Source organism: Salinimicrobium aquimaris, from assembly GCF_035607535.1.
Lineage (GTDB): Bacteria > Bacteroidota > Bacteroidia > Flavobacteriales > Flavobacteriaceae > Salinimicrobium.
In genome coordinates, this window is record NZ_JAYDZX010000002.1 from 112,791 (window position 1) to 139,037 (window position 26,247).

A 26,247-nucleotide genomic window follows, 5' to 3' on the forward strand; every position below is an offset into this window, starting at 1 on the left:
AATTTATGATAGCATATTTTTTGCCCTTTTTACGCCCTCTACAAAGATATCGATCTCTTCTTTTGTATTGTAAAAAGCGAAGGAAGCTCTTACAGTTCCCGGGATGTTGTAGTAATCCATGACCGGTTGTGCACAATGATGCCCTGTTCGTACCGCAATCCCCAATTTGTCAATTATAGTTCCTATGTCATAAGGATGGATATCACCAATGTTAAAGGAAATAACTGCGGTTTTCTCTGTAGAAGTACCGTAGATCCTCAAGCCCTCGATTTGCATGAGCTTTTCTGTGGCATATTCGAGCAATTCATGCTCGTAAGCGGCAATGTTGTTGAATCCGATGGAATTCATGTAATCCAGGGCAGCGCCAAAAGCTATTCCGCCGCAGATATCGGGAGTACCTGCTTCAAACTTATGAGGAAGATCAGCGTAAGTTGTTTTTTCAAAAGTGACAGTTGCGATCATTTCGCCTCCTCCCTGATATGGTGGAAGTTTTTGAAGCCATTCCTCTTTTCCGTATAGAACGCCTACTCCGGTGGGGCCGCACATTTTATGAGCGGAAACGGCGTAAAAGTCGACATCCAGCTCCTGCACATCGGCCTTGATATGAGGTGCGGCCTGTGCTCCATCCAAAAGAACAGCTGCACCCACTGCATGTGCTTTTTCAATGATCTCCTTTACTGGATTTACTGTTCCAAGAGCATTAGAGACATGATTGACAAAGACAAGCTTTGTCTTTTCACTTAGCAGCTTATCGAACTCATCCATTTTGAGCATTCCGTTGTCATTCATGGGAATGACCTTTAGTTTCGCACCTGTTCTCTCGCACAGCATTTGCCAGGGCACGATATTGCTATGGTGCTCTAAAGTCGAAACGATGATCTCTTCGCCTTCCTTTAGTAAAGTGGTAAATCCACTTGCAACAAGGTTGATCGCATGCGTTGTCCCTGCTGTAAAAATGATCTCGTGTGGTTTTGCAGCATTGAAATGCTCCTGAATTTTTATCCTTGCCTGTTCGTAAGCATCTGTTGCTTCCTGGGACAAGGTGTGCACTCCGCGATGGATATTTGCATTATAGCGGCTGTAATAATCGACTATGACATCGATTACCTGCTGCGGAGTCTGTGAAGTTGCCGCATTGTCGAAATATACCAGGGGTTTACCATTTACTTGTCTTGAGAGAATAGGAAAATCCTTTCGAATAGATTCGACATCAATATTCAGTTTTGTTGAGGCAACTTTCATTAAGTATTTATTATTTACAGGCTGTAACCCACATTTACACCTAGCTTAAGGGCGATAATTTTGGTGATCCTGGCTTTGAGCTCAGGTATTTTTACGCTTTCCAGAACGTTATTGGCAAAGGCATACATTAGTAATGCTCTTGCTTCCTTAAGAGGAATTCCGCGGGAACGCAGGTAAAATAAAGCATCATCATCCAGCTGTCCAATTGTACAACCGTGGCTACATTTTACATCATCTGCAAATATCTCCAACTGCGGCTTTGAATTGATAGTTGCTTTGTCATCCAGAAGTATGTTATTGTTGGCCTGAAAAGCATTGGTTTTCTGAGCTTCTTTATTAACGATGATCTTTCCGTTAAAAACTCCTGTAGAAGATTCAGCAAATACTCCTTTATAATCCTGGTGGCTTTCGCAGTTAGGTTCAGTATGGTGAACCAGGGTGTTGTGATCTACATGCTGCTTCCCACCAATCACTGTAATTCCTTTTAATGTGGAATCAATACGCTCTCCTTTCTGATAAAAATTCAGGTTGTTACGCGTAAGATTTCCGCCGAAAGAGAAGGTGTGAACAGAGCAGTTGCTTTCCCTGTGCTGCTCAATAAATGTGTTATCTATTAAAGAAGCCTGGTGATTATCATTCTGGATCTTATAATAATCTACAATGGCTCGTTTATCGGCATAGATCTCGGTCACAGAATTCGTCAAAACTGGATGATCTGTAAGGCTTTGATGTCTTTCAATGATCTGAACGTGAGAGTTCTCTCCAACAACTATAAGGTTTCTTGGCTGCACCAACAAAGCCGATTCATTTCCGGTAGAGAAGTTGATGACCTGGATTGGCTTATCGGCCATTGTATTCTTGGGAATATGTATAAAAGCTCCTTCCCTTGAGAATGCAGTATTTAATGAAGTAAGGCTCTCTTTTGGCGCTACTGTATTAAAATAGTTATCGATGATTGGCTTGTACTTTGAGTTGTTCAAAGCCGAAGACATAAGGCAGGCATCGATCTTCTCGTGCGTAGTAGCCGAAAGATGTGAGGCATAGATCCCATCAATAAATACGATCTTATAGGTATCGATATCATCAATGAAATACTTCTCCACATCCCGGTAGTCAATGGTGTCCTCTTTTTTTGGAAACACAGTATAATCGTGCTTCAACACCTTGTTGAGGGAAGTATATTTCCAGGCTTCCTGCTTTTTGGTAGGAAAACCCATCTCTTCAAAATCCTTAATTGCCCGGCTGCGTACTTCGTGGATGTCACTATGCATGTCCACGTTCTCTTCGAAAGCCAGAAATGAGGATAATAATTTATCTTTTAACTCCATGTTTCTTTTTGTTGCTCCCCAAAAAGGGGAAAATTAAAAGGCATTTTTTTGGACCTCCTTATGCTCCTACTTCTTCCTTGATCCAGTCATATCCTTTTTCTTCCAACTCATAAGCCAGTTCTTTCCCTCCCGACTTAACAATCTTCCCGTCCAGCATCACATGTACAAAATCCGGAATGATGTAATCCAGAAGTCTCTGGTAGTGAGTGATCACCAAAGTTGCATTGTCTGGCTTTTTAAGTTTGTTCACCCCGTTGGCCACAATGCGAAGAGCATCAATATCCAAACCTGAATCGGTCTCATCAAGAATAGCCAGTTTAGGTTCCAGCATCGCCATTTGGAAAATCTCATTTCTCTTCTTTTCTCCTCCTGAAAAACCTTCATTCAGGGAACGGGAAAGGAATTTTCGGTCGATTTCCAACAGTTCCGACTTTTCCCGGATCATCTTCAGCATTTCATTGGCCGGCATATCTTCCATGCCTTTGGCTTTCCTGTTTGCATTGATCACAGTACGCATAAAGTTGGTCACAGTTACCCCCGGAATTTCCACAGGATATTGGAATGAAAGGAATACCCCTTTGTGTGCTCTTTCTTCAGCATCAAATTCAGTAAGTTCTTCTCCCTCAAAAACGATCTCTCCCCGGGTTACTTCATACTCTTCTTTTCCGGCAATAACAGAAGAAAGTGTACTCTTCCCCGATCCATTGGGTCCCATAATAGCATGTACTTCTCCGGCATTTATTTCAAGATCGATACCCTTTAAAATTTTAAGGCCTTCAACTTTAGCGTGTAAATTCTTTATCTTTAGCATAATTCCAATATTTCCTGAATTTTCAGGGTTTATTTATGTCTTTAGTAACTTTTGGAGCACTTAAAGAGTCTCCTTTTCTTTTGGGAATCTCGAGGATCTCCCTTATTTGTACAAGTTCATCCCAGCCGTTTTGTCCGGGGTTCTGTACCACTTTTGCTTTTACAGTAACTTCGACCATGTCAAATTCGTCTCTTTTCAAAGGCTCAACAGTATCGGCCAATCGCCGGCTAATCGAGTCGATCTGAACTCCATAGATGAAGTCTTTTCCCTTTAAAACTGCAGCATCTGCGAGAAAAATGAATTCCCCTTTGATGGTCGGGATGCTGTCTGTTGCCACTACAGCTTCAGGTTCAAACTCCTCGGTTGCCTGATCTTCGCCACAGCCGGACAACAGCAACGATATTACCAGTAAAGCAAAAGTTAAAATCTTCATATTCACTTATCCTACAGATCCTTCCAGGGAAATTTCAAGTAGTTTTTGAGCTTCCACTGCAAATTCCATTGGCAATTTGTTCAATACCTCTTTACTAAAACCATTAACAATAAGAGCAATAGCTTTTTCAGTGTCAATTCCTCGCTGGTTACAGTAAAAGATCTGGTCTTCCCCAATCTTACTTGTTGTTGCCTCGTGCTCAACTTTTGCAGTCTTGTTCTTGGTTTCTATGTAAGGGAAGGTATGTGCCCCGCATTTGTTACCCATTAACAGGGAATCACACTGGGAAAAATTCCGTGCATTTTCGGCTTTGCTGTTGATCTGTACCAGTCCGCGATAACTGTTCTGGCTCCGACCTGCAGAGATACCTTTTGATATGATCGTACTTTTGGTGTTTTTTCCAATGTGGATCATCTTGGTTCCGGTATCTGCCTGCTGAAAATCGTTGGTTACGGCGATAGAATAAAATTCTCCTACAGAGTTGTCTCCTTTCAGGATACAGCTGGGGTACTTCCAGGTCACAGCCGAACCAGTCTCTACCTGTGTCCAGCTAATTTTGGCGTTCTTCTCACAAATTCCGCGTTTGGTCACGAAATTGTAAACTCCACCTTTTCCTTCTTTATCACCGGGATACCAGTTCTGAACAGTAGAATATTTAATTTCGGCGTCGTCAAGAGCAATTAGCTCCACAACAGCTGCGTGTAGCTGATTCTCATCTCTGGATGGTGCCGTACAACCTTCAAGGTAACTTACGTAACTGCCTTCGTCGGCTACCACCAAAGTTCTCTCAAACTGACCTGTTCCTGCCTGATTAATTCTGAAGTAAGTCGACAGCTCCATTGGGCATCGCACTCCCTTCGGAATATAGCAGAAGGAACCATCGCTAAATACTGCTGAATTTAAAGCAGCATAAAAATTATCTTTTTGAGGCACTACAGTACCCAAATATTTTTTTACCAGCTCCGGGTGCTCCTGAATTGCTTCACTAATCGAGCAAAAAATAATGCCTTTTTCAGCCAGAGTCTTTTTAAAAGTAGTGGTTACAGAAACTGAATCCATTACCACATCAACGGCAACACCTGCAAGCTTTTTCTGCTCGTCTAGTGAAATGCCGAGTCTCTTGAAAGTATCCAGTAGCTCTGGATCGACCTCATCAAGGCTTTCGTATTTTGGCTTTTTTGAAGGGGCAGAATAATAGGAAATATTCTGAAAGTCGGGTTTTTCATAATGAACATTAGCCCATTCGGGTTCGATCATTTCCTGCCATGCTCTAAAAGCTTCAAGCCGCCAGTTGGTCATCCACTCCGGCTCGTTCTTCTTTTGGGAGATCGCCCTTACAATATCCTCATTAAGCCCCACAGGAAAAGTATCAGATTCAATATCGGTATAGAATCCATACTTATACTCTTTTGTGTCGAGCTCTTTCTTTAAATCATCTTCTGTATATGCCATCTTTTTTAATTCAAAATTTAAGGTTCAAGATTCAAAATTATTTGAACTTGCTGCCTTTAAAATCACTTTGCTGAAGGTATGTGCGAAATCCTCCAATTTGCTTGCCAAGAGTAGTTAATTTTTCATGCTGGATGTCAAATTCCTCTTTTGAAATATAATTTCTATCCAGCACTCTGTATAGCTGCGATCTTGTTTCGCCACAAGAAGCCTTGACTATAGAAAGAAATTGTGCAAATTCCTTGTTCCCATTCCTTTCAAAACCTTCGGCTATGTTGTCCATTATTGAACCTGAGGAGCCGTTAAGCTGATCATAAAGCCGGAAATCGGTCTTCAAATTACTTTTCTCTCTTATCAAAAACACTTCCTGACAGATTTCTCTAGCGAGCTTCCAAATTTCTAAATCTTCAAACTTTTTAATGCTACTCATTTAAATCCGGAATTTTGAATTCGGAATCTTGAATTCCTCTTCTCTATAGAGAAAAGGACTCTCCGCATCCACAGGTTCTTTGGGCATTGGGATTGTTGAAAACGAAACCTTTGCCGTTCAAGCCTCCCGAGTATTCCAGAATGGTTCCTGCCAGGTATAGCACGCTCTTTTTGTCTACGACAATCTTCACGTCATTATCTTCAAAAAGGCGATCCCCTTCAGCCTGTGAGTTGTCAAATTTCAACTCATACGAGAGTCCTGAACAACCACCGCTCTTCACGCCTACGCGAACAAAGTCCCTTGTTGCATCAAAACCATCGTCCTGCATGAGGGCCGCAATCCTCTTTTTGGCGCTTTCACTTACCTTTATCATTGCTTATAAAGATTAATTCTAAATTAAGTGCAAATATAATACAAACAATAGGTTTAACCATGGTAAAACCTATCAGAAAAAAGAATTAGCGCATTAGCTTCCGCTATTTGGCTTTCACCCCGGAATCCCGAAGGTTTACAGCCTAAGTGTCTAATTGTCAGTTTTTAGCCGGAATCGATTATTTCCTCACCTCACAAAAATGGGATTTTGCCGGCTTCTTTCTTTTAATGAACTAATTAGCCTTAATTTTGCAAAAAATTATCCACTAACATTATGTTTGAAAACAGTCGGGAAAGCAGAACAGACCTTTCAGAATTAGGAGAATTTGGATTGATAGATCATCTGACCAAAAATTTCGCTATCACCCCCGAAAATACCTTGAAAGGTATTGGTGATGATGCGGCAGTACTTGATTTCAAAGGGGAGAAGGTGGTGATCACTACAGATCTACTTGTCGAAGGCGTTCATTTCGATCTATCGTATATGCCTCTTAAGCATTTAGGTTATAAAGCTGTTATGGTGAACCTTTCCGATGTTTTTGCAATGAATGCCAAAGCCACGCAGATCACGGTTTCTGTTGCAGTTTCAAACAGGTTTCCTCTGGAAGCTCTGGAAGAGTTGTATTCCGGAATTGAGCTGGCTGCAAAACTTTATAAAGTGGACGTAGTTGGAGGGGATACCTCTTCCTCGACTTCTGGAATGATCATAAGTATTACTGCTTTAGGGGCTGCAACAGAAGAAGAAGTAGTGTATCGAAGCGGAGCTAAACCAAATGATCTACTGGTAGTAACGGGGGATCTGGGAGCAGCCTACATGGGATTGCAGGTTCTGGAAAGGGAAAAGCAGGTATTCAAAGTAAATCCCAATTCCCAGCCAGATCTGGATCAGTATACCTATCTCATTGAAAGGCAATTAAAACCTGAAGCGAGGAAAGATATTCCGCCGCTCTTCAAAGCTTTGGACGTGAAGCCCACATCTATGATCGATATAAGCGACGGACTTTCCTCTGAAACCATACATCTTTGTAAGAACTCTAAGACGGGAGTAAATCTTTTTGAGGAGAAAATTCCGCTGGATCCTGCTGTAATATCAGTATGTGAGGAATTTGAGCTGGATAGTACTACAATCGCGCTAAGCGGCGGAGAAGATTATGAGCTCCTCTTTACAATTGATCAAAAAGATTACGACAAGATAAAAGGAAATCCCAATTTTACGGTGATTGGGCATATGACGGAAGAAAGCGAGGGCATGCACCTGGTCACCAGAGCCAATCAGAAGATCGAATTGATCGCCCGTGGCTGGAACGCCATGAAAAAAGAAGATTAAGAGGCTTTCGAAAATCTTTTCGAGGAAAAGAGCTTTTTGGCGCACCTGCGCTGGTGTATCTTTGCTATGTACGCATTTGTTTCCCGAAATTTAGGGGTGAGCTTTGCCAGAAAACCTTGAGCAGTGTCTGTCATTTCTTCTCCGCAGCGGGTGCATTTATACTCTTTAATGTGGTCTGTGATCTTTTGGGACACGGTGAAGCGGTGATCGAAGATCGCACAGATCCAGGCTTTTGGAGAAAACAAAAGGGGCATTTTATTTTCCATTTTCGAAGAGTTTGAGTAGGGTTATAAGGTGGAAACTACAAAAATTTTTATAAAATCAGATAAAACACATTATTTTTTCGACGAAATACACAATTTTATAAACTGAACTTTGTTTTCGATGTAGGAAAGATGTCCTCCTGAAAAGCTGATAAAGCCGCATCCCGACTCTTCTGCCAACTGCTTAAGCTCCTTAATATTAACTAATGGGTCTTGCCTGCCTGCAACAAGAATTTTATTTCCGGAAAAACTTTTCAGGACTTCAGTTTTATTTGTACGAATTTTCATACCTTCTAGCGCGGCGGTAATTCCTCTGGTCGGGAATTTGAGGGCTCTCTCTTTCAGGATTTCAATTTCTTCGGAAAATTTCCCTGTGTTCTTGGGGGAGAGCAGGTTGTTGATTGCCATAGTAACATAAGCAGGTTTGTTTCTCTTTACCAGTTCTACAGATCTGTCCCGGATTTCTTTTTTCTCTTCAGAGTCGGCCTGAGGAGTGGAATTAAGCAACATGAAATCCTGCAGCATCCCGGGATGTTTTTCCAGAAAGGCAAGGCCTACATAGCCGCCCATAGAATGACCAATGAAATTGGCCTTTTTGACCCCTGTAGTCTTCATTACTTCAAGTACAACTTCAGCCATTAGATCCATGCTATGGATTTCATCAAGACATCCCGACCTGCCATGCCCCGGCAGATCTACGGTGATGATTTTTCCATAGCGGGAAAATTCCGGAAGGAACTCTTCCCATATTTCAGAAGATTCCAGGAACCCGTGAAGCATTACCGTTGCCTCTCCCTCTCCGGCTATGGAGTAATGAATTTCGGCTCCCTGGAAATTAATTTTCATTTTAGAAAAGCATTTGATTATGAACGGGGGTATGAATTGAAAAGGTGCCACGAATCCGCAAAATGACTGTGAATCCGTGGCTGTTGTATTACCTCAACAAAGAATCAAGGCTCAAGCTGTTCTATGAACTACTAACTATGAACCACTAACTATTCATAATTTCCTCGATCTCATCGGCCTCAATAGGAATGTTTCGCATCAGGTTGAATGGTTCTCCTTTTTCCTGGATCACCACGTCATCCTCAAGACGAATTCCAAAGCCTTCATCGGGGATATAAATTCCGGGTTCCACAGTGAAAACCATATTTGCCTGCATTGGCTCATAGAGGAGTCCGTAGTCATGAGTGTCCAGTCCAATGTTGTGGGAGGTTCCATGCATGAAATACTTTTTATACGCCGGCCATTCCGGATTCTCATTCTGAACATCTGCTTTGTCAAGAAGGCCTAACCCAAGCAATTCTGAAGTCATCAATTTCCCCACTTCCTTATGGTACTCTTCCCACATTGTTCCGGGAACCAGCATTTTTGTTGCGTCTTCTTTTACCCGGTTCACAGCATTATAAACTTCCTTCTGTCTCTTCGTATATTTTCCTGAAACGGGAATTGTCCTGGAAAGGTCACTGGCATAATTTGCGTATTCTGCACCTGTATCCAAAAGGATCAACTCTCCTTCCTTGCATTGCTGATTGTTCTCTATGTAGTGTAGCACATTGGCATTATTTCCACTGGCAATAATTGGAGTATATGCAAAACCTTTTGAGCGGTTCCTTATCATCTCATGCCAGTATTCAGCTTCGATCTCATACTCCCAAACTCCCGGCTTCACGAATTTTAATACTCTTCGAAAGGCTTTTTCGGTAATGTCACATGCTTTTTGCATAAGATCGAGTTCGATAGGATCTTTTACCGAACGAAGGCGCTGCAGGATAGGGTTGCTTTTCGCCACTTTATGAGCGGGAAACTGCTGCTTGCACCACTTTATAAATCTTGCTTCCCGCGTTTCAGTCTCAACGTTGGCTCTGTAATGTTCATTGGTGTTGAAATAAACTGTATCGCATTGGGTCATAACCTCAAAGAATACCTTCTCAAAATCCTTTAGCCAGAACACATTTTTGATACCCGAGACTTCAAAAGCCTTTTCTTTGGTAAGTTTTTCCCCTTCCCATACAGCTATGTGATCATTGGTTTCGGTAAGAAAAAGCATTTCCCTGTGCTTTTCTGAAGGAGCATCTGGAAATAAAACAAGTATGCTCTTATCTTGATCTACTCCGCTTAAATAAAAGAGATCACGAGCCTGCTGGAAGGGCATGGTACTGTCGGCTCCTATAGGATAAATGTCATTGGAATTAAAAACGGCCAGGCTGTTTGGCTGCATTTTTTCGGTGAAATTCTTCCTGTTCTTTATGAAAAGATTTCGGTCTATTTGATGATATTTCATGAGATTTATTTAGTGTGTGCCACAAATTTAAAAAATTAAAAGGGAGGAGCCTTGAGAAGACCCGGGTAATAAACAGGGGGGTGGCAGGTCTCAAAAATCTTCAAAAATTCATTGTACAGGTCTTTGGGAAAGTTCCTTGTTCTCTTGTAATTACCTGTCAAAAATGGGGATTTTGGATCTTCTTTAAACTTATTCTAAATAGAGATTAATTAAAGCAGCTTTATTTGTTAATGAAATGAAAGGGCGTATTTTTGTTTCCACTTTATTAAAACAATCATAAATTTTATGGCAAAATCTGCGCTATTAAAGTCATCACTTGCGAAGAAGTACTGGATGGCTTTCACCGGCCTGTTTCTATGTTTATTCCTGGTGGGGCACCTGGCGGGTAACCTGCAGTTGTTGGCATCGGGAGTTGGTGCAAGAGATCAATTCAACGAATATGCTCTTTTCATGACCACAAATCCTATTGTTCGCGTATTGTCTATTGTTACTTTCGCCAGTATTCTCTTTCACGTGATCGATGGAATTATTCTTACTGTAAATAACAGGAAAGCCCGGCCAAAAGGATATGTAAGTTTCAAGCCCGCTACAAACTCCAAATGGTCTTCCAGGAACATGGGTATCCTTGGTACCGTGATCCTTGCGTTTATCGTTATCCACCTCATCAACTTTTGGGGGGAAATGAAGTTTGGCGGATTAGATGACACTGTTTATGAAACTGCCAATGGTGAGACTGTAAAAGATCTTTACACGCTCACAATAATGACTTTCCAGGATTCTGAAATGGGTCTCGTCTGGGCTATTATTTACCTCATAGCAATGATCGCTATAGGTTTTCACCTGTATCACGGCTTTGGAAGCGGATTCCAATCTTTGGGAATCAACCATCCCAAGTACAACAACTTTGTTAGGAAGACCGGAGTGGCGTTTTCTATAATAGTGCCGCTATTATTCGCTATTATTCCGTTTTACATCTATTTCGTACTCGAAAAAATTTAAGCTATGGGAGTATTAGATTCAAAAATACCACAGGGGCCTTTGGCCGAAAAGTGGGTCAAGCATAAAAATGACATCAATCTTGTCAATCCCGCCAACAAACGGAATATTGACATAATTGTGGTCGGAACAGGGCTTGCAGGAGGTAGTGCTGCCGCTACTTTAGCAGAGCTTGGATATAACGTTAAGACTTTTTGCTACCAGGATTCTCCACGTCGTGCTCACTCCATTGCAGCACAGGGAGGGATCAATGCAGCCAAAAACTACCAGGGAGACGGAGATTCAGATTACCGTCTTTTCTACGATACCGTAAAAGGAGGTGATTACCGTGCGCGCGAAGCAAACGTTTACCGCCTTGCAGAAGTTTCAGGAAATATTATTGACCAGTGCGTGGCCCAGGGTGTTCCTTTTGCCCGCGAGTATGGTGGGTTACTTGACAACCGTTCTTTTGGAGGAGTGTTAGTTTCAAGAACCTTCTATGCTAAAGGTCAAACAGGACAGCAGCTGCTGTTAGGTTGCTATTCTGCTATGAACAGGCAGATCAACCGCGGAAAAATTAAATCTTACACCCGTCATGAAATGCTTGATGTGGTGCTTGTAGGAGGAAAGGCACGTGGAATCATCGCGCGTGATCTTGTCACCGGTAAGATCGAAAGACATAGTGCTCACGCTGTAGTGATCGCTTCAGGCGGATACGGGAACGTATTTTTCCTTTCAACTAATGCCATGGGAAGTAATGTGACTGCGGCCTGGAAAGTGCACAAGAAAGGAGCCTTTTTCGCCAATCCTTGTTTCACCCAAATTCACCCTACCTGTATTCCGGTTTCAGGAGAACATCAGTCCAAGCTGACTTTAATGTCTGAGTCCCTGCGGAATGACGGACGTATCTGGGTTCCGAAGAAGCTGGAGGATGCAAAGGCGATTAGGGAAGGAAGATTGAAGCCGACCGACCTGGCTGAAGAAGACAGAGATTATTATCTGGAAAGACGTTATCCTGCGTTTGGTAACCTGGTGCCACGTGATGTTGCTTCAAGAGCAGCCAAAGAGCGTTGCGATGCCGGATTTGGGGTAAACAAAACAGGAGAGGCAGTTTACCTCGATTTTAGCGCAGCATTTATGCGCTACGGAAGAGAGGCTGTTTCTACCCAAAAAATAGAAAATGCTTCCGAAGAGCAGATCCGCGAACTTGGAAAAGCTGTTGTGGAAGCAAAATATGGAAACCTCTTCCAGATGTACGAGAAGATCGTAGATGAAAATCCTTACGAGACTCCAATGAAGATCTATCCTGCAGTGCATTATACAATGGGAGGTCTTTGGGTTGATTATAACCTGCAAACTACCGTTCCGGGGCTTTATGCTGCCGGGGAGGCGAACTTCTCCGATCACGGTGCGAACCGTCTTGGAGCTTCAGCTTTGATGCAAGGCTTGGCCGACGGCTATTTCGTGCTGCCATACACCATGGGTGATTATCTAGCAGATGATATTAGAACCGGAAAGATCCCAACCGATTCACCCGAATTTGATGAAGCCGAAAAGAATATTCGTCAACAACTGGAGCGTTTTATCAACACCAAAGGAACAAAGTCTGTTGATTACTTCCACAAACGTCTCGGGAAGATCATGTGGGACAAAGTAGGAATGTCAAGAAACGCGACCGGGTTGAAGGAAGCTATTTCAGAAATTAAAGCTTTGAGAGAAGAGTTCTGGAAAGATGTACGTGTTCCGGGAACTGTAGACGGTATGAACCCTGAACTTGAAAAAGCAGGAAGAGTAGCCGATTTCCTTGAGCTTGGAGAACTTTTCGCAAAAGATGCACTTCACAGGGAAGAGTCTTGTGGAGGTCACTTTAGAGAGGAATACCAAACTGAAGAAGGAGAAGCTCTTCGTGATGATGAGAACTTTATGTACGTAGCTGCCTGGGAATACACAGGAGAGCCTGCAGATGCAATCTTACATAAAGAAGACCTGGTTTACGAGAATATCAAAGTAAAAACGCGTAGCTATAAATAATTTGAAAATTTGAAAATGAGGGAAATTGAAATTAACTCATCATCAAATCTTCAGATCTTCAAATTAAAAATATGAATCTTACACTTAAAATATGGCGTCAAAAAGATGCCGCTTCAAAAGGAGGAATCCAAACCTACCAGTTGGGAGGTGTGGAAGCCGATATGTCTTTTCTGGAGATGCTTGACGTTCTTAATCAAGAGCTCATAGACAAAGGAGAAGAGCCTGTAGTATTCGATCACGATTGTCGTGAGGGGATCTGCGGTACCTGTAGCTTACAGATCAACGGAGAGCCACATGGACCCGACCGCGGAATTACTACCTGCCAGTTGCACATGAGAATGTTCAAGGATGGAGATACCATTACTATTGAACCTTTCCGTGCTAAGGCATTTCCGGTGATCAAGGACCTGGTTGTGGATCGTTCATCTTTTGAAAGAATTCAGCAGGCGGGAGGATACATCTCTGTAAATACTTCCGGAAATACCCAGGATGCGAACTCAATTCCAATCGCTAAGGATAAGGCAGATGCAGCGTTTTATGCAGCAACCTGTATTGGTTGCGGAGCCTGTGTTGCAGCCTGTAAAAATGCCAGTGCGATGCTATTTACTTCAGCTAAGGTGAGTCAGATGGCTCTGTTGCCTCAGGGAGAGGTGGAAGCAGATCGCCGCGTACTTGCTATGGTGGAGCAAATGGACAAGGAAGGCTTTGGTAACTGTACCAATACAGGTGCCTGCGAGATCGAATGTCCTAAAGGAATATCCCTTGAGAACATTGCACGTATGAACAGGGAATACCTAAGAGCCAGCGTAAAATAGCATTTTTGACACCTTATATTTCAAAAGATCCCGGCCTTTGCAGTCCGGGATTTTTTTTGGACCTTAAAGAAAAAATCTATGACAGCAGTCAATAATATATCATCAAAACTTCCGAAGCACGAAACCAGCATATTTTCAGTAATGTCAAAAATGGCATATGAACACAATGCTGTAAATCTTTCTCAGGGGTATCCCAATTTCGAAACAGATATAAAATTAAAAGAGCTTGTCTACAAAGCCATGCTGGAGGGCTATAACCAATATGCACCTCTTGCGGGGATTGCGCCTTTAAGGGAACAGATCGTAGATAAGATCGAAAGTCTTCATGGGAAGAGGTATGATAAAAATACCGAGGTGACAGTTACTAACGGGGCTACCCAGGCTTTATTTCTGGCTATTACGGCCTTCGTCAAACCCGGAGATGAAGTAATTGTACTAAAACCGGCCTACGACTCATATGAGCCGGCTATAGAATTAGCAGGTGGTAAGCCTGTACTCCTTCAACTGGAAGGAAAGGATTACAAAATGAACTTTGAAGCTATAAAAGAAAAGATATCGCCTAAAACCAGGATGCTTATCATAAATACACCGCACAATCCCAGCGGAAATGTTTTCAGCAAGGAAGAAATGCAACAGCTGGAGGCTCTTTTAGAGGGTACAGACATTATTCTCCTTAGCGATGAGGTCTATGAGCATATCATCTTTGATGAGGTCAAACACTACAGTGCCTCTGCTTTTCCCGAGCTGTCAAAAAGGGCGATAGTATGTGCTTCTTTTGGAAAGACCTTTCACAACACCGGCTGGAAAATGGGCTACTGCGTTGCTCCCGAAGAACTTATAGCTGAAATCTGGAAGGTGATGGAGGTAAATGTCTTCTGTGTACATCATCCTACCCAGCGCGCTTTTGCTGAATATCTGAAGAACCCTAATCATTATCTGGAACTGGGAAAGTTTTACCAGGAAAAGAGGGACAAATTCCTCCACCTTATAAAAGATACAGCATTCAAAGCTGAACCTTCCAAAGGCACTTATTTCCAGCTGTTGAACTATTCTGAAATTACAAATGAGCCCGACCTGGATTTCTCCCGCAGGCTCATTACAGAATATGGAATTGCAAGTATCCCGGTCTCTGCTTTTAATAAAGATAATAAAGATCACCGGCAGCTTAGGTTCTGCTTTGCCAAGACAGATGAAACTCTCGAAAAGGCAGCAGCGATCCTTAAAAAAGTAAAATGATTTTATTCGGGATTGTCTCCGCCTCGTAAACGGCTATTGACATACCCGCGAACGACTTCAGTAGTTAGGCCAAAGACCACATGGGCCAGAAGTTCGGAGGCTTGCGTCTTAAGGGGGATCTTTTCAGGAGATTTTTCAAGACCTAGCAGTGGCAGGCTGGTTTCGTGAGTGGTGGCCCAGGTGGTGACGCCAAGCATAGCGCCATCGAACATGTTGGCATCTTTTTTGTCCCGTTTTCCGTACCCGTAGATGGCTCCCACAGTGCCTCCCAGGGGAACATTTACAAGTTGCTCTACAATGGCTTCATTCTCTAATTTTATAGGACTCCCAACCAGCTTCTTGGAGAAGCTATCCATGACCTTGATCTGTGCTGAGCGTTGATCGATCTTCCTTACGTGGAGAAATCGTTCTACTACAGATTTTACTGCGCTGCCCGCAAGTCCACCTATGAATCCCGAAATAATGCCACGGGAAGTGTTGGAAGGAAAAGAATCTTTTTCAAAAAAGGATTGTAAACTCATAGCTTTGTTTTTTTCTCTTTTAAAACTATTCAACTTCTCCTGCTAATGCAACCATTTAACAAGCATTTAGCAGCAAAACAGGGAATTTTAATACCTTTACGTATGGCACAAATTTTAAACACCGCACTCCTGCAGGCAAACCTGGAATGGGAAAATATCCAACATAATAAAGACCTTTTTGAGAAGAAGATCAAAGAACTTCCGCAGGAGACAGACCTTATCATTCTGCCGGAAATGTTCTCTACAGGCTTCTCTATGAATGCTGAAAATTTAGCTGAACCCGATAAGGGAGCTACCTTTAAATGGATGCAGAGAATGGCTTCAGTAAAAGATGCGGCTGTCACCGGAAGCCTTATAATTTCTGATGAAGGGAAATTTTATAACCGTCTGTATTTTGTTTTTCCAGACGGATCCTCTCAAAAATATGATAAACGCCACACCTTTACCCTGGCCAAAGAGGATGAGACCTACGCGTCTGGTAAAGAACGTTTAATAGTGACTTATAAAGGCTGGAGAATTTGTCCCCTGGTTTGTTATGACCTGCGTTTCCCTGTATGGGCCCGAAACACTGAAGATTACGACCTGTTGATCTACGTAGCCAACTGGCCGGCTGCCCGCATAAGAGCCTGGGATATACTATTGAAGGCCCGTGCAATAGAAAATATGAGCTACTGCATTGGACTCAACCGGGTTGGCCGGGATGGAAGTGATCTCAATTATGTAGGACATTCTGCAGTTTACGATTCCCTCGGGAAGCAAATCTCAAACAACCAGGAGGAAGGTGAATTTGTAGAGCTCGTGGCACTTGATAAGCAGCACCTGACTGACACCCGTTCTCAACTAAAGTTTCTCCAGGATCGCGACAGGTTTACGGTGCATCTGGAGTAGGAAGAGTAGCAGCAGGACTGGCGTTAAATTGGTAGGTGTCATCCCAGTTTGCCCTTACGGTGATAGGTTCGGGATAGTACACCACTAATTCAGGTTGTTTTCTGGCGAGAAAACTTCCGGTATCCCAAACCTCATTGTTGTTAGTGTCGTAGATCAACCTTAGCAGGTATTTCCCCGGTTTTAAATTGTTAAAGGTAATAGTGTTACTGCCGTCAGAAAATTTCTCGGTTATAACTTCTCCCTTCTCGGTAGCTACCTGGACGATGACTGGAAACTCCTTCACACCTGTAAGGTTCACTATGAGATTTCCCCGGTCAGCGAGGGCTGGAGTCCGTACCTGAGTCTTTAAAGTGTCATTTTGCCTGCCAAAAAAATCGGTAAAGGCTCCGGGTAATGCCGTGACCCGGTAATTTTGTTTCTCGGTCTTTTCAAAAGAAAGATTGTATGTGTTGTTCCACCTGTCGTAGGTTCCTGTAAATGGCATTGAAATAGAATCACTCCTGGTCAAGGTGATCAAGGAATCATTGATTTCCTCCAGTGGAACGGTAGGTCTTATTTTAAGATCTTCATGGAATCCCAGTGCCGAAGTGGGTTCAAAACTGAATTGTAGCGTATCTCTTTTTGCTTTCCTTAATCTGGCGATCAAAGTATCGGTAATTCGGGGCGTTTGAACAACAAATTTCAGAGTATCCCGCTCGGCAAAAGGCTTGTACCAGTAGTGCAGGGTATCTGTCGCAGCATCTTTTGTGACCCGGTCCTCAAAATCTGCCGGGACGTTTAGAGGCTTTATTGAAACGCTGTCGGCCTTGATAAGACCGGTATAACCAAAAATGAGATGTTGCTGGCCTTTTACTTGCGGTCTCTCGAACTTCCCTTCGAGAATTTCAGAAAAAAGCGTCAGGTCAAATTCCTCATCTGTGGGAATAGTGATGTACTCGTCTGAAAAAGCAACTTTATCTGTTCGGGGTTCAAAGGTGTAGTTGTTATTTACATCTCTCATAGCCACCAGCTGGTAAGTTCCCTGCTTTAGATTGTTCAGTTGAAAGGTAGTCGCGCTGTCAAGAGTATTCGTAACATAACGGGGAACCCTGGTGTAAATCACCGAATCATTGTATGTGGAATCTACCTCATAGAGCATTACAGAGATAAAGGGATCAGGAGATCGTAAAATGGCATCTTTGACGCTCCCTCTTAGAGAAAGGGAATCTATATAAGGACCTGTTGAAAAGGCATAGGTAAAAAAGCTAAGGGGATTGGCCTCATTATTATCTGTGATGCTCCTTCCAAAGTTGATAGTGTAGGTAGTGCGGGGCTCCAGGGTATCATTGATCCTGATTCGAATGGATTTACTGGCCGTTCCCAAAGGGGTTATCTCGGGCCTGGGATCCATAGGTGGAGAAATAATGATTTGGCGCTGTGGATCTGAAAGTTTAATGTATTCATTGAAATAGATCCTTATTTCCCTGGCGTCAAAGTTTGTTGTAAAATTTTCAGGTCTGGCTTTTACATAGACTGGAGGTTCCATATCAAGAGGTCCACCATCTGGCGTTCCTCTTTTTGCGCAGCTCGAAAAGACGAGGATCAAAGAGAAGATTAGCAGTATTTTGGCGCCGGCACGTTGCATAACTGAAAATTTGATACAAAGAAACAACTAATTCTTGTAATCCTGAAGAGGCTAATGGGTAACAGCCATGGTCGCAATGCTTATTTTGACTTGAGGAATTTTCAGGAATTTTTGAGCGCATGCCTCCAGTGTGGCTCCTGTTGTAACAAGATCATCTACCAACAGTACATGGGCATTTTCTAAAGCTGAGGTGTTCTTAAGGATAAATGTCTCATCAATACTACTCCATCTGGCCAATCTCTTTTTGAGGGTTTGAGTTTTAGTGGCGCTAACTTTTAAAAGAAGGTCATCCCGGTATGGAACTTCAAGAGCCTTTGCTAATTCCTTACCGAATTCCGATACCTGGTTATATCCTCTTATTCGTAATTTCTTCTTGTGTAAAGGCACCGGGACGACCAAGGTGATCTGCCGCCATTCGGCTATTTCCTTGAGCTCACTGCCCAGCCATGCCCCCAGAAAGGTTCCTATTTCTTCATGACCCCTATATTTCAGGTTGTGAATTAGCCTCTGGACCATTCCTTTTTTTTCGAACTGCAGTAGGGAAGTTGCATTTTCCACAGGGATCCTTCCGTAGAAAATCTTCTCTGTTGTGTTGCCTGTTTCCAAATGATGATCGGCAACGGGTAAGGCGTGAAGACAGGAGGTGCAAAGGATAGCCTCATTGCTGTTTAGAGATGACTCGCAAACATTGCAAAGCTTTGGATAAAGCAGATTGAGGAAATCGTGAAACATTTGTTAACAAATTAGCCTTGGGCTGATTAAAACTCCTAAATTTACAAAGTAAACCGTTAAAAATCATTTGTTATGACAGACAACAAGAGTAATAATGCCTTAAAGATCCTTACCGGAGTATTGGCAGTCGCTTTGGTTGCATTAGGAATATACACTATCAAATTCTATAATGAAGAAAAAGAAAATAAAGAATTACTGCAGCAGGAAAAGGCTGTAATAGAGGGCGAGCTAAATGACCTAATCGTAAAGTACGACGAGGCAATCGCCGAAAATGAAGGACTTGACAGCGAACTGACTGCTGCAAGGAGTAGAATTGTTGCCCTTAGGGATTCTGTACAGGATATGGAGGCCAACCTCGCTCTCATTGCAAGGTATCGCCGTGAGGTAAGTAATCTTAAGGCTGAAAAAGAGCAGCTCTTTAGAGTGGTTGACAGTCTAAGTTTCCAAAATCAACGTCTTATAACCGAAATTGACAGCACCAACAACATGCTTCTGGAAAGAACCCGAATCTCTGATTCCTTAAAGGTTCAAACCCAATCCATGGCGTCCAAGATCGATCGCGCTGCACAGCTCAAGGTGAGTAATCTAAGAGGGGAAGGAGTGATCGAGAGAAACAGTGGAAGACTCGTGGAAAATGACCGTACCAGAAGAGTCGATAAGATCAGGACCTGTTTTACCATCACACCAAATACCCTGGCAGAAGCGGGAGATAAGGATCTTTACGTCCAGGTTTATAACCCGAACAATGAGCTGGTAGGAGATCAAATTGCCGTACAACACGAAGGTGGGGTAATGGTGTACAGTGCCTCTACTCAGGTGTATTACGAAAATGATGAGCTGGATGTTTGTATCCTTGCAAATACGAATGAAAACAGACTAATTGAAGGGACCTATAAGGTGCTGGTTTATGAAGGTGCTAATTTAATAGGCGCTACCAGCTTTAGCCTTCGATAGAGACAAAAAAATAATTAATCGAACCGCCCTGCTTCAATCGGGGCGGTTTTTTTATTTTTGCGCTATGGCAAAACAAGAAGATCTTTTTAAAAATGTTATTTCCCATGCAAAAGAGTATGGGTATATTTTTGCTTCCTCTGAAATCTATGACGGACTCAGTGCTGTGTATGATTACGGGCAAAACGGGGCAGAGCTAAAGAAAAATATCAGGGATTACTGGTGGAAAAGTATGGTGCAGTTGCACCAGGAAATCGTGGGTATAGACGCCGCAATTCTCATGCACCCCACCACCTGGAAAGCATCGGGGCACGTTGATGCTTTTAATGATCCTCTAATTGACAATAAGGACTCCAAAAAGAGGTATAGGGCCGATGTTCTGGTTGAAGATCATGCCGAAAAGATCCTGCAGAAAGCACAAAAGGAGATAGAAAAAGCCCGCAAGCGCTTTGGGGATAAATTTGACGAGGAGCAATTTATCAATACCAATGACAGGGTTCAGCGGTATTTGACCGAAAGAAAAGAGATTCTGGAACGTCTTGGGCGGTCATTAACAAATGAAGATCTCAAAGATGTAAAGGCATTAATTGAAGAACTGGGAATTGCCGATCCCGAGACCGGCTCCAGGAACTGGACAGAAGTGAGGCAATTCAACCTCATGTTTGGCACCAAACTCGGTGCTTCATCAGAAACCGCATCCAATCTTTATCTAAGACCTGAGACTGCACAGGGGATCTTTGTGAACTTCTCTAATGTTCAGAAAACCGGAAGGATGAAGATCCCTTTTGGAATCGCGCAAACAGGAAAAGCATTTAGGAATGAGATTGTCGCCCGACAATTCATTTTCAGGATGCGGGAATTTGAGCAAATGGAGATGCAGTATTTCGTGCGCCCGGGTGAAGAACTCAAATGGTATGAGCACTGGAAAGAGGTGCGTCAAAAATGGCATTTTTCACTAGGCCTTGGGGAAGAGAATTACCGTTTCCACGATCACGAGAAACTTGCTCATTATGCCAATGCAGCTACAGATATTGAATTTAATTTCCCATTCGGGTTCAAAGAACTGGAAGGTATTCATTCCCGTACAGACTTTGATCTAAAAGCACATGAAGAATTCTCAGGTAGAAAACTTAGGTTCTATGATCCCGAACTTCAGGAGAATTATGTGCCTTATGTAATAGAAACCTCTATTGGTCTCGACAGGATGTTCCTGGCCGTACTTTCGGCTTCCCTTAAGGAAGAAGAGCTGGAAGATGGCAGTAGCCGAACTGTACTTAAATTGCCTGCCATTCTTGCCCCCAATAAAGCTGCAGTGCTGCCACTGGTGAAGAAAGACGGTTTGCCCGAGCTGGCTCAGGAAATCATTGAAGAGCTAAAGTGGGATTTCAATGTACAGTATGATGAGAAGGATGCCATTGGCCGCAGGTACCGCAGGCAGGACGCTGCCGGTACGCCGCTATGTATCACCGTTGACCATGATTCACTGGAGGATCGAACAGTGACCGTTCGGTACAGGGATACCATGGAGCAGAAGCGGATTCATATCTCTGAGATCTCTAAAGTTATAGCTGAAGAAACAGATTTTAAACGCTGGTTGAAGAAGTAGCTATTTTCTGTTTAAATTGAGTTAAAAAAGAACAATTCCAACCGAATTGTTCTTTTTTTTGTTTCTGCTCGTGTTAATTCTCTTAATTTTATAGGTTAAAGCTCCCTACATGTTGCGGAATTATTTACTTCTATTTCTTTTTCTATTTATCGGTCTTGGCTCAAACGCCCAGACAAAAGAAATTCTGGGACCTGTTTCCCAGGGTATAACTAAACCGGGAGTTGCTGAGGCTTTATCTACTAAGGAGATAAGACCGGCACAAAATGAAACGAAAGAAGTCAATCCCAAGAACAGAACAGCAAACCGGGTAGTTCCCGGTAAAGGCTTTCCAAAAGGTGTGGATGCTGCACTACAGGCGAAGCCGGGAAACATTCCCATGAAACAGGCTATTGTTTCCTTTGATGCAGTCAAGCGCAATGTCAACCCTACAGATCCTACGGGGGCAGCAGGACCAAATCATTATGTAAACGCCTTTAATTCCGGTTTTTCCATATATGATAAGCAAGGGAATCTACTTGTTCCGCCTACAGATTTATCTGCTCTTGGAGGAGAATTTACAGATGAAATGCTGGGTGATCCTGTCGTGCTTTACGATCAATATGCAGACCGGTTCCTCATAACACAATATGCCGGATGCCCTTTTAACCCAATTAAGGGATGTTTCTCTAAGCAGGATCCCTCGAACGCCTTACTGGTAGCCATCTCAAGGGGTCCCGATCCTGTGAATGACGGATGGTACACCTACAGATTTCCTACCGGCAGTTTTCCCGATTATCCAAAGTATTTTATCTGGAGCGACGGCTATTATGTAACGACCAATCAGGATCTTGATGATCCTGAAATCAGCGAAGTCGTCTTTGTCCTCGAAAGAGATAAGATGTTGGAAGGCGCACCTGCAAAACATGTGGGCTTTCCCTTACCGGGAGTCAGGAACAATGGTTTTTACAGTCCGGCAGCGTTGAATGCCACAGGGAACGAGATGCCTCCCCGGGGAAATATGCCAATTATTTATTTTCAGGATGACTCCTGGCAAGGTGTCAATGTGGATCATCTAAAACTATGGGAGGTGAATGTGGACTGGACCAATATTCAGAATTCTACTATCAGGGAAACTCAGGAAATAACTCCTTCAGAAGGTTTAACCCCGTTCAAAAGTACATTTGACGGTGGGGGTTTTTCTAATTTACCACAGCCATTTATCGATGTTGATCTTGATGCCTTGCAGGGAGCTTTAATGTATCCTACCTCTTACAGAAGATTCAGCACCCACAATTCCGTAGTTTTTAATTTCGTGGTAGACATTGATCCTACGACTGCCGAACATGCTGCAATAAGGTGGTATGAATTGAGACAGAATGGAGGAGGTCAACCCTGGTATATTTACCAGGAAGGAACCTATGCGCCAGATCAAAGCGACCGCTGGTGCGGAAGCATTAATATGGATAGACACGGGAACATAGGGCTGGGGTTCACGGTTATGAACGACAATCCTGAATCTCCGGTTTTACCAACTCTCAAATTCACGGGACGGTATTTCAATGATCCATTAAATACCATGACACTGCAGGAAACGACGATCATCGAGAGTCTTTCTCCAAGTGACAGTAACAGGTATGGAGATTACGCACATACCAGCATAGATCCCGTAGATGATGAAACCTTCTGGTACATAGGAGAATATTTTGAGACAGAGGATACGCGTGTAAACCGGGTATCGACCTTTAAGCTCGCTCCCCGGTTTCCAAAAGATGTGGGGGTAACGAAAATCGTATCTCCTTTTTCTTCTACGCTTACTGCAAATGAAGAAATAACCGTTCTTATAAGAAACTTCGGAAGTGAAGCCCAAACAAATTTTCCCGTCTCTTTTCAGCTGAATAATGGAGAAGTTATCACCGAAACCTTTACAGGCACTATACCCTCTACACAGCAAGAGGAATTCACCTTTTCTACCACAGCTAATCTTACAACTCTTAATGAAGTCTATACCCTAATGGCAACCACAGGGCTCCAGGGAGATATGAATACCGAAAATGACTCCATTGTTGCCGAGATCATCCACCTTCCTCCCAATGATATAGGGGTCACTCAAATTGTTAGTCCCATAACCGGATCCGATCTTGGGGTGGAGAATGTTGCAGTGACCATTCAGAATTTTGGAGGAGAGCCTCAATCTGACTTTAGAGTGGGTTATAGAGTAAATGGTGGAAACCTCGTCGAGGAAACAGTAGATGATGTCCTGGAAGTTGGAGAGCAGATCACCTATACCTTTGAAATTCCATTTGACTTTTCTCCTAAAGGAAAGTACTTCATTGAAGCTGCTACTTATCTGCAAAATGATAGTGACATAGAGAATGATGGGGTAGAAACTACCATAGCGAACCTTAATTGTATTCCCGAGGGATCTTCCTGTGTATTCGGTGATGGGATCAACAGCTTTTATCTGGAAGAAATTATCAATGAGAATATCTACTGTGACGACGGTTACAACAATTTCCTGCAGGTATCCACAAGGCTGGATGTAAATCGGGAGTCTTTCTTTGTGGGGGTAACCTCCAATGGCAGCAATGAATTTTCCATGTGGATCGACTTCAATGATAATGCCTTATTTGAACCCGAAGAACAGCTTATTAGATCTGGCGATATTCGCACATCTACTGGTCCAACATTTTTTGAATTTCAGCTTCCCGAAAATGCTCCCCTGGGAGAACATATGCTAAGGGCGAGAGCGGGGGATGTAGGCTCACAGTTTTCAGGTGATCTTAATGACCCCTGTAGTGTGATGGAATTTGGAACTACAGATGATTATACAGTTGTGCTGGTAGATGGCATAGAAGAATCTGAGATCCAGCAGGGCGAGCTGCTTATTGGCTCTACAGACCAGAACATTTTCAACCTTCAGTTCCAAACAACCTATCAGGGCCCTGTATGGCTCACTGTTCACGATATGCTAGGTCAAAAACTGGTGGAGAATATGGTGAGGAAAAGCGATCTAAGTTATTCCTACCTGCTCGACATGTCTTATGCCGCTCCCGGAGTCTATTTAGTTCGTATGGGAACACGGGAAGAAGGTAAGGTAAAGCGTATCATTGTTCATTAATTCGGGAAAAGTCTCGCTTCAATCCTTCTGAAACGCCTCCCAAAAATGCTATTTTTGGGCAGTAATAAAATCAGAAGCATGAAGATCATCTCCTATAACGTTAACGGAATAAGAGCAGCAATTAAGAAAGGCTTTATCGACTGGCTTGAAAAAACAAATGCCGATGTGGTTTGCCTTCAGGAAATAAAGGCAACCCCCGAACAATTTGATCAGGAACCTTTCGAAGATCTCGGCTATAAATACAATTCCTGGTTTCCGGCAGTCAAGAAAGGCTACAGTGGAGTGGCTATCCTGAGCAAAGTAGAACCAAAGAATGTGGTTTTTGGAACCGGGATAGATTATATGGATTTTGAAGGCCGAAATATCAGGGCCGATTTTGAAGATTTTTCGGTGATGAGCATGTATTTGCCATCGGGTACCAACATCGCCCGGCTGGATCACAAACTTCAGTACATGGCCGATTTCCAAAAATACGTGGATGTACTAAAGCAGGATATCCCCCGTCTGGTTATTTGCGGAGACTACAATATTTGTCATGAAGAGATCGATATCCACGATCCTGTGAGGCTTAAAAACACCTCCGGATTCCTTCCTGTTGAAAGGGAATGGATAGGTAATTTTATCAATAGCGGATTTGTTGATTCTTTCCGTCATCTAAACTCAGAGCCTCATAATTATTCCTGGTGGAGCTACCGTGCAGGGGCACGCGGGAACAATAAAGGCTGGAGGATCGATTACCACATGGTGAGTGAGCCATTGCGCGACAGGATAAAAAGAGCACTTATTTTGCCCGAAGCACAACATAGTGACCATTGTCCCGTTCTCCTCGAAATATCCTAACCCAATTTAATCACATTTATGAAATGTCATCTTTTTCTAACCTTTTTGAGCAGTACCATGCTGCTTACTTCATGTGTTTCTTCAAAAGTCTATAAGGATCTCGAAGGTCGCCATGCGCAACTGCAGGAGGAAAACCGGGAACTCCAGAGGGAATATGAGAGCCTCGAAGCAAAGAATCGTCAAAATGAAGCCGAACTTGCAGCCTTAAAAGCGGAATATGACAGGACGAAAACTGAAAGAGATCGTCTCCAGGAAGAATATACCAACACTAAAGCCGGCTATGAAAAATTAAAGAATTCCTATGACGCGCTGGAAGCCAACAGTTCCTCTGCACTTGCCGAGAATTCTAAAAGGAACAGGCAGCTCCTGGCAGAACTTGATGCCAAGGAAAAAGCTTTGCTAACAGAAAAGGAAAGACTTGAAAAACTTCAGCAGGATCTTGCAGCCAGGTCAAAACGGGTAGATGAGCTGGAGAGCATGATCGCTGCAAAAGACGCAAAAATGAATGCCCTTAAAAATGCCATTTCCAAGGCCCTTGTAAATTTTGAGGGTAAAGGTTTGACGGTAGAGCAGCGCGAAGGGAAGGTATATGTATCCATGGAGAACAAACTTCTTTTTAACTCCGGAAGTTGGGCAGTGGGACAAGAAGGCAAAAAGGCGGTACAGCAACTGGCTTCTGTTCTCGCACAAAATCCCGACATCGCAGTGCTCATTGAAGGGCACACAGACAATGTGCCTTACAACGGAAGTGGTCAACTTACCGATAACTGGGACCTCTCTACCAAGAGAGCAACTGCAATAGTGCATTTGCTAAAGGAAAATCCGGGGATTGATCCACAGAACCTAACTGCTGCCGGTAGAGGTGAATTCGCACCTGTTGCTTCCAACGATACTACCGAAGGTCGTGCGAAAAACCGCAGGATCGAAGTTATTCTCACCCCAAAACTCGACGAGATCAACCGACTTCTTCAGGAGCCGGAATATGAATAATT

At 43.0% G+C, this 26,247-nt stretch carries 24 protein-coding genes; 11 read left to right on the forward strand and 13 right to left on the reverse strand.

From position 1 onward, the window contains the following. Positions 1-3: 3 nt before the first annotated feature. Genes VR862_RS04385 through VR862_RS04415 form a run of 7 tightly spaced genes read right to left on the reverse strand, consistent with a single transcriptional unit; the run spans position 4 to position 6,066 of the window. Positions 4-1,242 carry an aminotransferase class V-fold PLP-dependent enzyme gene (locus tag VR862_RS04385; RefSeq protein ID WP_324719747.1) on the reverse strand — a complete coding sequence of 413 codons (1,239 nt, stop codon included), beginning with the start codon at positions 1,240-1,242 and terminating at the stop codon, positions 4-6. A 14-nt stretch (positions 1,243-1,256) separates the two neighbouring features. Beyond that, positions 1,257-2,570, reverse strand: coding sequence for a Fe-S cluster assembly protein SufD (gene sufD, locus VR862_RS04390; protein WP_324719748.1), 1,314 nt, complete (start codon positions 2,568-2,570; stop codon positions 1,257-1,259). Positions 2,571-2,628: 58 nt separating this feature from the next. Then, positions 2,629-3,381: a Fe-S cluster assembly ATPase SufC gene (gene sufC, locus VR862_RS04395; protein WP_324719749.1), complete on the reverse strand. Its 753-nt coding sequence runs from the start codon at positions 3,379-3,381 to the stop codon at positions 2,629-2,631. A 22-nt stretch (positions 3,382-3,403) separates the two neighbouring features. Then, entirely contained in the window at positions 3,404-3,814 is a 411-nt protein-coding gene (locus tag VR862_RS04400) for a hypothetical protein (protein WP_324719750.1), read from the reverse strand. Between the two features lie 6 nt (positions 3,815-3,820). Further along, on the reverse strand, positions 3,821-5,266 hold the full coding sequence (gene sufB / locus VR862_RS04405) for a Fe-S cluster assembly protein SufB (RefSeq protein WP_324719751.1): 1,446 nt from the start codon (positions 5,264-5,266) through the stop codon (positions 3,821-3,823). A gap of 37 nt (positions 5,267-5,303) precedes the next feature. Further along, positions 5,304-5,693, reverse strand: coding sequence for a four helix bundle protein (locus VR862_RS04410; protein ID WP_324719752.1), 390 nt, complete (start codon positions 5,691-5,693; stop codon positions 5,304-5,306). Between the two features lie 43 nt (positions 5,694-5,736). Then, positions 5,737-6,066, reverse strand: coding sequence for a HesB/IscA family protein (locus VR862_RS04415; RefSeq protein WP_324719753.1), 330 nt, complete (start codon positions 6,064-6,066; stop codon positions 5,737-5,739). A 273-nt stretch (positions 6,067-6,339) separates the two neighbouring features. Between VR862_RS04415 and thiL the strand changes: the two genes are divergently transcribed. Next, entirely contained in the window at positions 6,340-7,392 is a 1,053-nt protein-coding gene (gene thiL / locus VR862_RS04420) for a thiamine-phosphate kinase (protein ID WP_324719754.1), read from the forward strand. On the opposite strand, the gene VR862_RS04425 is transcribed toward thiL, so the two are convergent. The 3 genes from VR862_RS04425 to VR862_RS04435 form a co-directional block, all read right to left on the reverse strand. Further along, complete coding sequence (locus VR862_RS04425) at positions 7,389-7,658, reverse strand: DUF1660 family phage protein (protein WP_324719755.1); 270 nt, start codon at positions 7,656-7,658, stop codon at positions 7,389-7,391. The genes thiL and VR862_RS04425 overlap by 4 nt on opposite strands. Before the next feature lie 69 nt (positions 7,659-7,727). Then, positions 7,728-8,501: an alpha/beta fold hydrolase gene (locus tag VR862_RS04430; RefSeq protein WP_324719756.1), complete on the reverse strand. Its 774-nt coding sequence runs from the start codon at positions 8,499-8,501 to the stop codon at positions 7,728-7,730. A 145-nt stretch (positions 8,502-8,646) separates the two neighbouring features. Then, complete coding sequence (locus VR862_RS04435; RefSeq protein ID WP_324719757.1) at positions 8,647-9,939, reverse strand: aminopeptidase P family protein; 1,293 nt, start codon at positions 9,937-9,939, stop codon at positions 8,647-8,649. A 285-nt stretch (positions 9,940-10,224) separates the two neighbouring features. On the opposite strand from VR862_RS04435, the gene VR862_RS04440 reads away from it, so the two are divergent. The 4 genes from VR862_RS04440 (at position 10,225) to VR862_RS04455 (ending at position 14,996) form a co-directional block, all read left to right on the forward strand. Continuing rightward, complete coding sequence (locus VR862_RS04440) at positions 10,225-10,938, forward strand: succinate dehydrogenase cytochrome b subunit (protein WP_324719758.1); 714 nt, start codon at positions 10,225-10,227, stop codon at positions 10,936-10,938. 3 nt (positions 10,939-10,941) lie between these two features. Then, positions 10,942-12,945, forward strand: a complete 2,004-nt coding sequence (locus VR862_RS04445) for a fumarate reductase/succinate dehydrogenase flavoprotein subunit (protein WP_324719759.1) — start codon at positions 10,942-10,944, stop codon at positions 12,943-12,945. Between the two features lie 71 nt (positions 12,946-13,016). Continuing rightward, positions 13,017-13,760: a succinate dehydrogenase/fumarate reductase iron-sulfur subunit gene (locus VR862_RS04450; RefSeq protein WP_324719760.1), complete on the forward strand. Its 744-nt coding sequence runs from the start codon at positions 13,017-13,019 to the stop codon at positions 13,758-13,760. A gap of 78 nt (positions 13,761-13,838) precedes the next feature. Next, entirely contained in the window at positions 13,839-14,996 is a 1,158-nt protein-coding gene (locus VR862_RS04455) for a methionine aminotransferase (RefSeq protein WP_324719761.1), read from the forward strand. Positions 14,997-14,998: 2 nt separating this feature from the next. Here VR862_RS04455 and VR862_RS04460 read toward each other — a convergent pair whose 3' ends face one another. Then, complete coding sequence (locus VR862_RS04460) at positions 14,999-15,517, reverse strand: DUF1440 domain-containing protein (RefSeq protein ID WP_324719762.1); 519 nt, start codon at positions 15,515-15,517, stop codon at positions 14,999-15,001. 102 nt (positions 15,518-15,619) lie between these two features. Between VR862_RS04460 and VR862_RS04465 the strand changes: the two genes are divergently transcribed. Then, a complete protein-coding gene (locus tag VR862_RS04465; protein WP_324719763.1) occupies positions 15,620-16,405 on the forward strand; it encodes an amidohydrolase in 786 nt (261 codons plus the stop codon). Here the strand turns inward: VR862_RS04465 and VR862_RS04470 are convergent. After that, entirely contained in the window at positions 16,386-18,029 is a 1,644-nt protein-coding gene (locus VR862_RS04470; protein WP_324719764.1) for an Ig-like domain-containing protein, read from the reverse strand. The genes VR862_RS04465 and VR862_RS04470 overlap by 20 nt on opposite strands. Before the next feature lie 51 nt (positions 18,030-18,080). Continuing rightward, the gene (locus VR862_RS04475) at positions 18,081-18,761 is read right to left on the reverse strand and encodes a ComF family protein (RefSeq protein ID WP_324719765.1); all 681 of its coding nucleotides are present in this window, start codon (positions 18,759-18,761) and stop codon (positions 18,081-18,083) included. Positions 18,762-18,833: 72 nt separating this feature from the next. On the opposite strand from VR862_RS04475, the gene VR862_RS04480 reads away from it, so the two are divergent. From VR862_RS04480 to VR862_RS04500, 5 genes are all read left to right on the forward strand, one after another. Further along, positions 18,834-19,715, forward strand: coding sequence for a DUF8428 domain-containing protein (locus VR862_RS04480; RefSeq protein ID WP_324719766.1), 882 nt, complete (start codon positions 18,834-18,836; stop codon positions 19,713-19,715). Between the two features lie 64 nt (positions 19,716-19,779). Next, entirely contained in the window at positions 19,780-21,318 is a 1,539-nt protein-coding gene (locus tag VR862_RS04485) for a glycine--tRNA ligase (protein ID WP_324719767.1), read from the forward strand. 109 nt (positions 21,319-21,427) lie between these two features. Beyond that, positions 21,428-24,415, forward strand: coding sequence for a GEVED domain-containing protein (locus tag VR862_RS04490; protein ID WP_324719768.1), 2,988 nt, complete (start codon positions 21,428-21,430; stop codon positions 24,413-24,415). Between the two features lie 78 nt (positions 24,416-24,493). After that, positions 24,494-25,255: an exodeoxyribonuclease III gene (locus tag VR862_RS04495; protein ID WP_324719769.1), complete on the forward strand. Its 762-nt coding sequence runs from the start codon at positions 24,494-24,496 to the stop codon at positions 25,253-25,255. An 18-nt stretch (positions 25,256-25,273) separates the two neighbouring features. Next, positions 25,274-26,245 (forward strand): OmpA/MotB family protein, encoded by a 972-nt coding sequence (locus tag VR862_RS04500; protein WP_324719770.1) that lies wholly within the window; start codon positions 25,274-25,276, stop codon positions 26,243-26,245. Positions 26,246-26,247 lie beyond the last annotated feature (2 nt).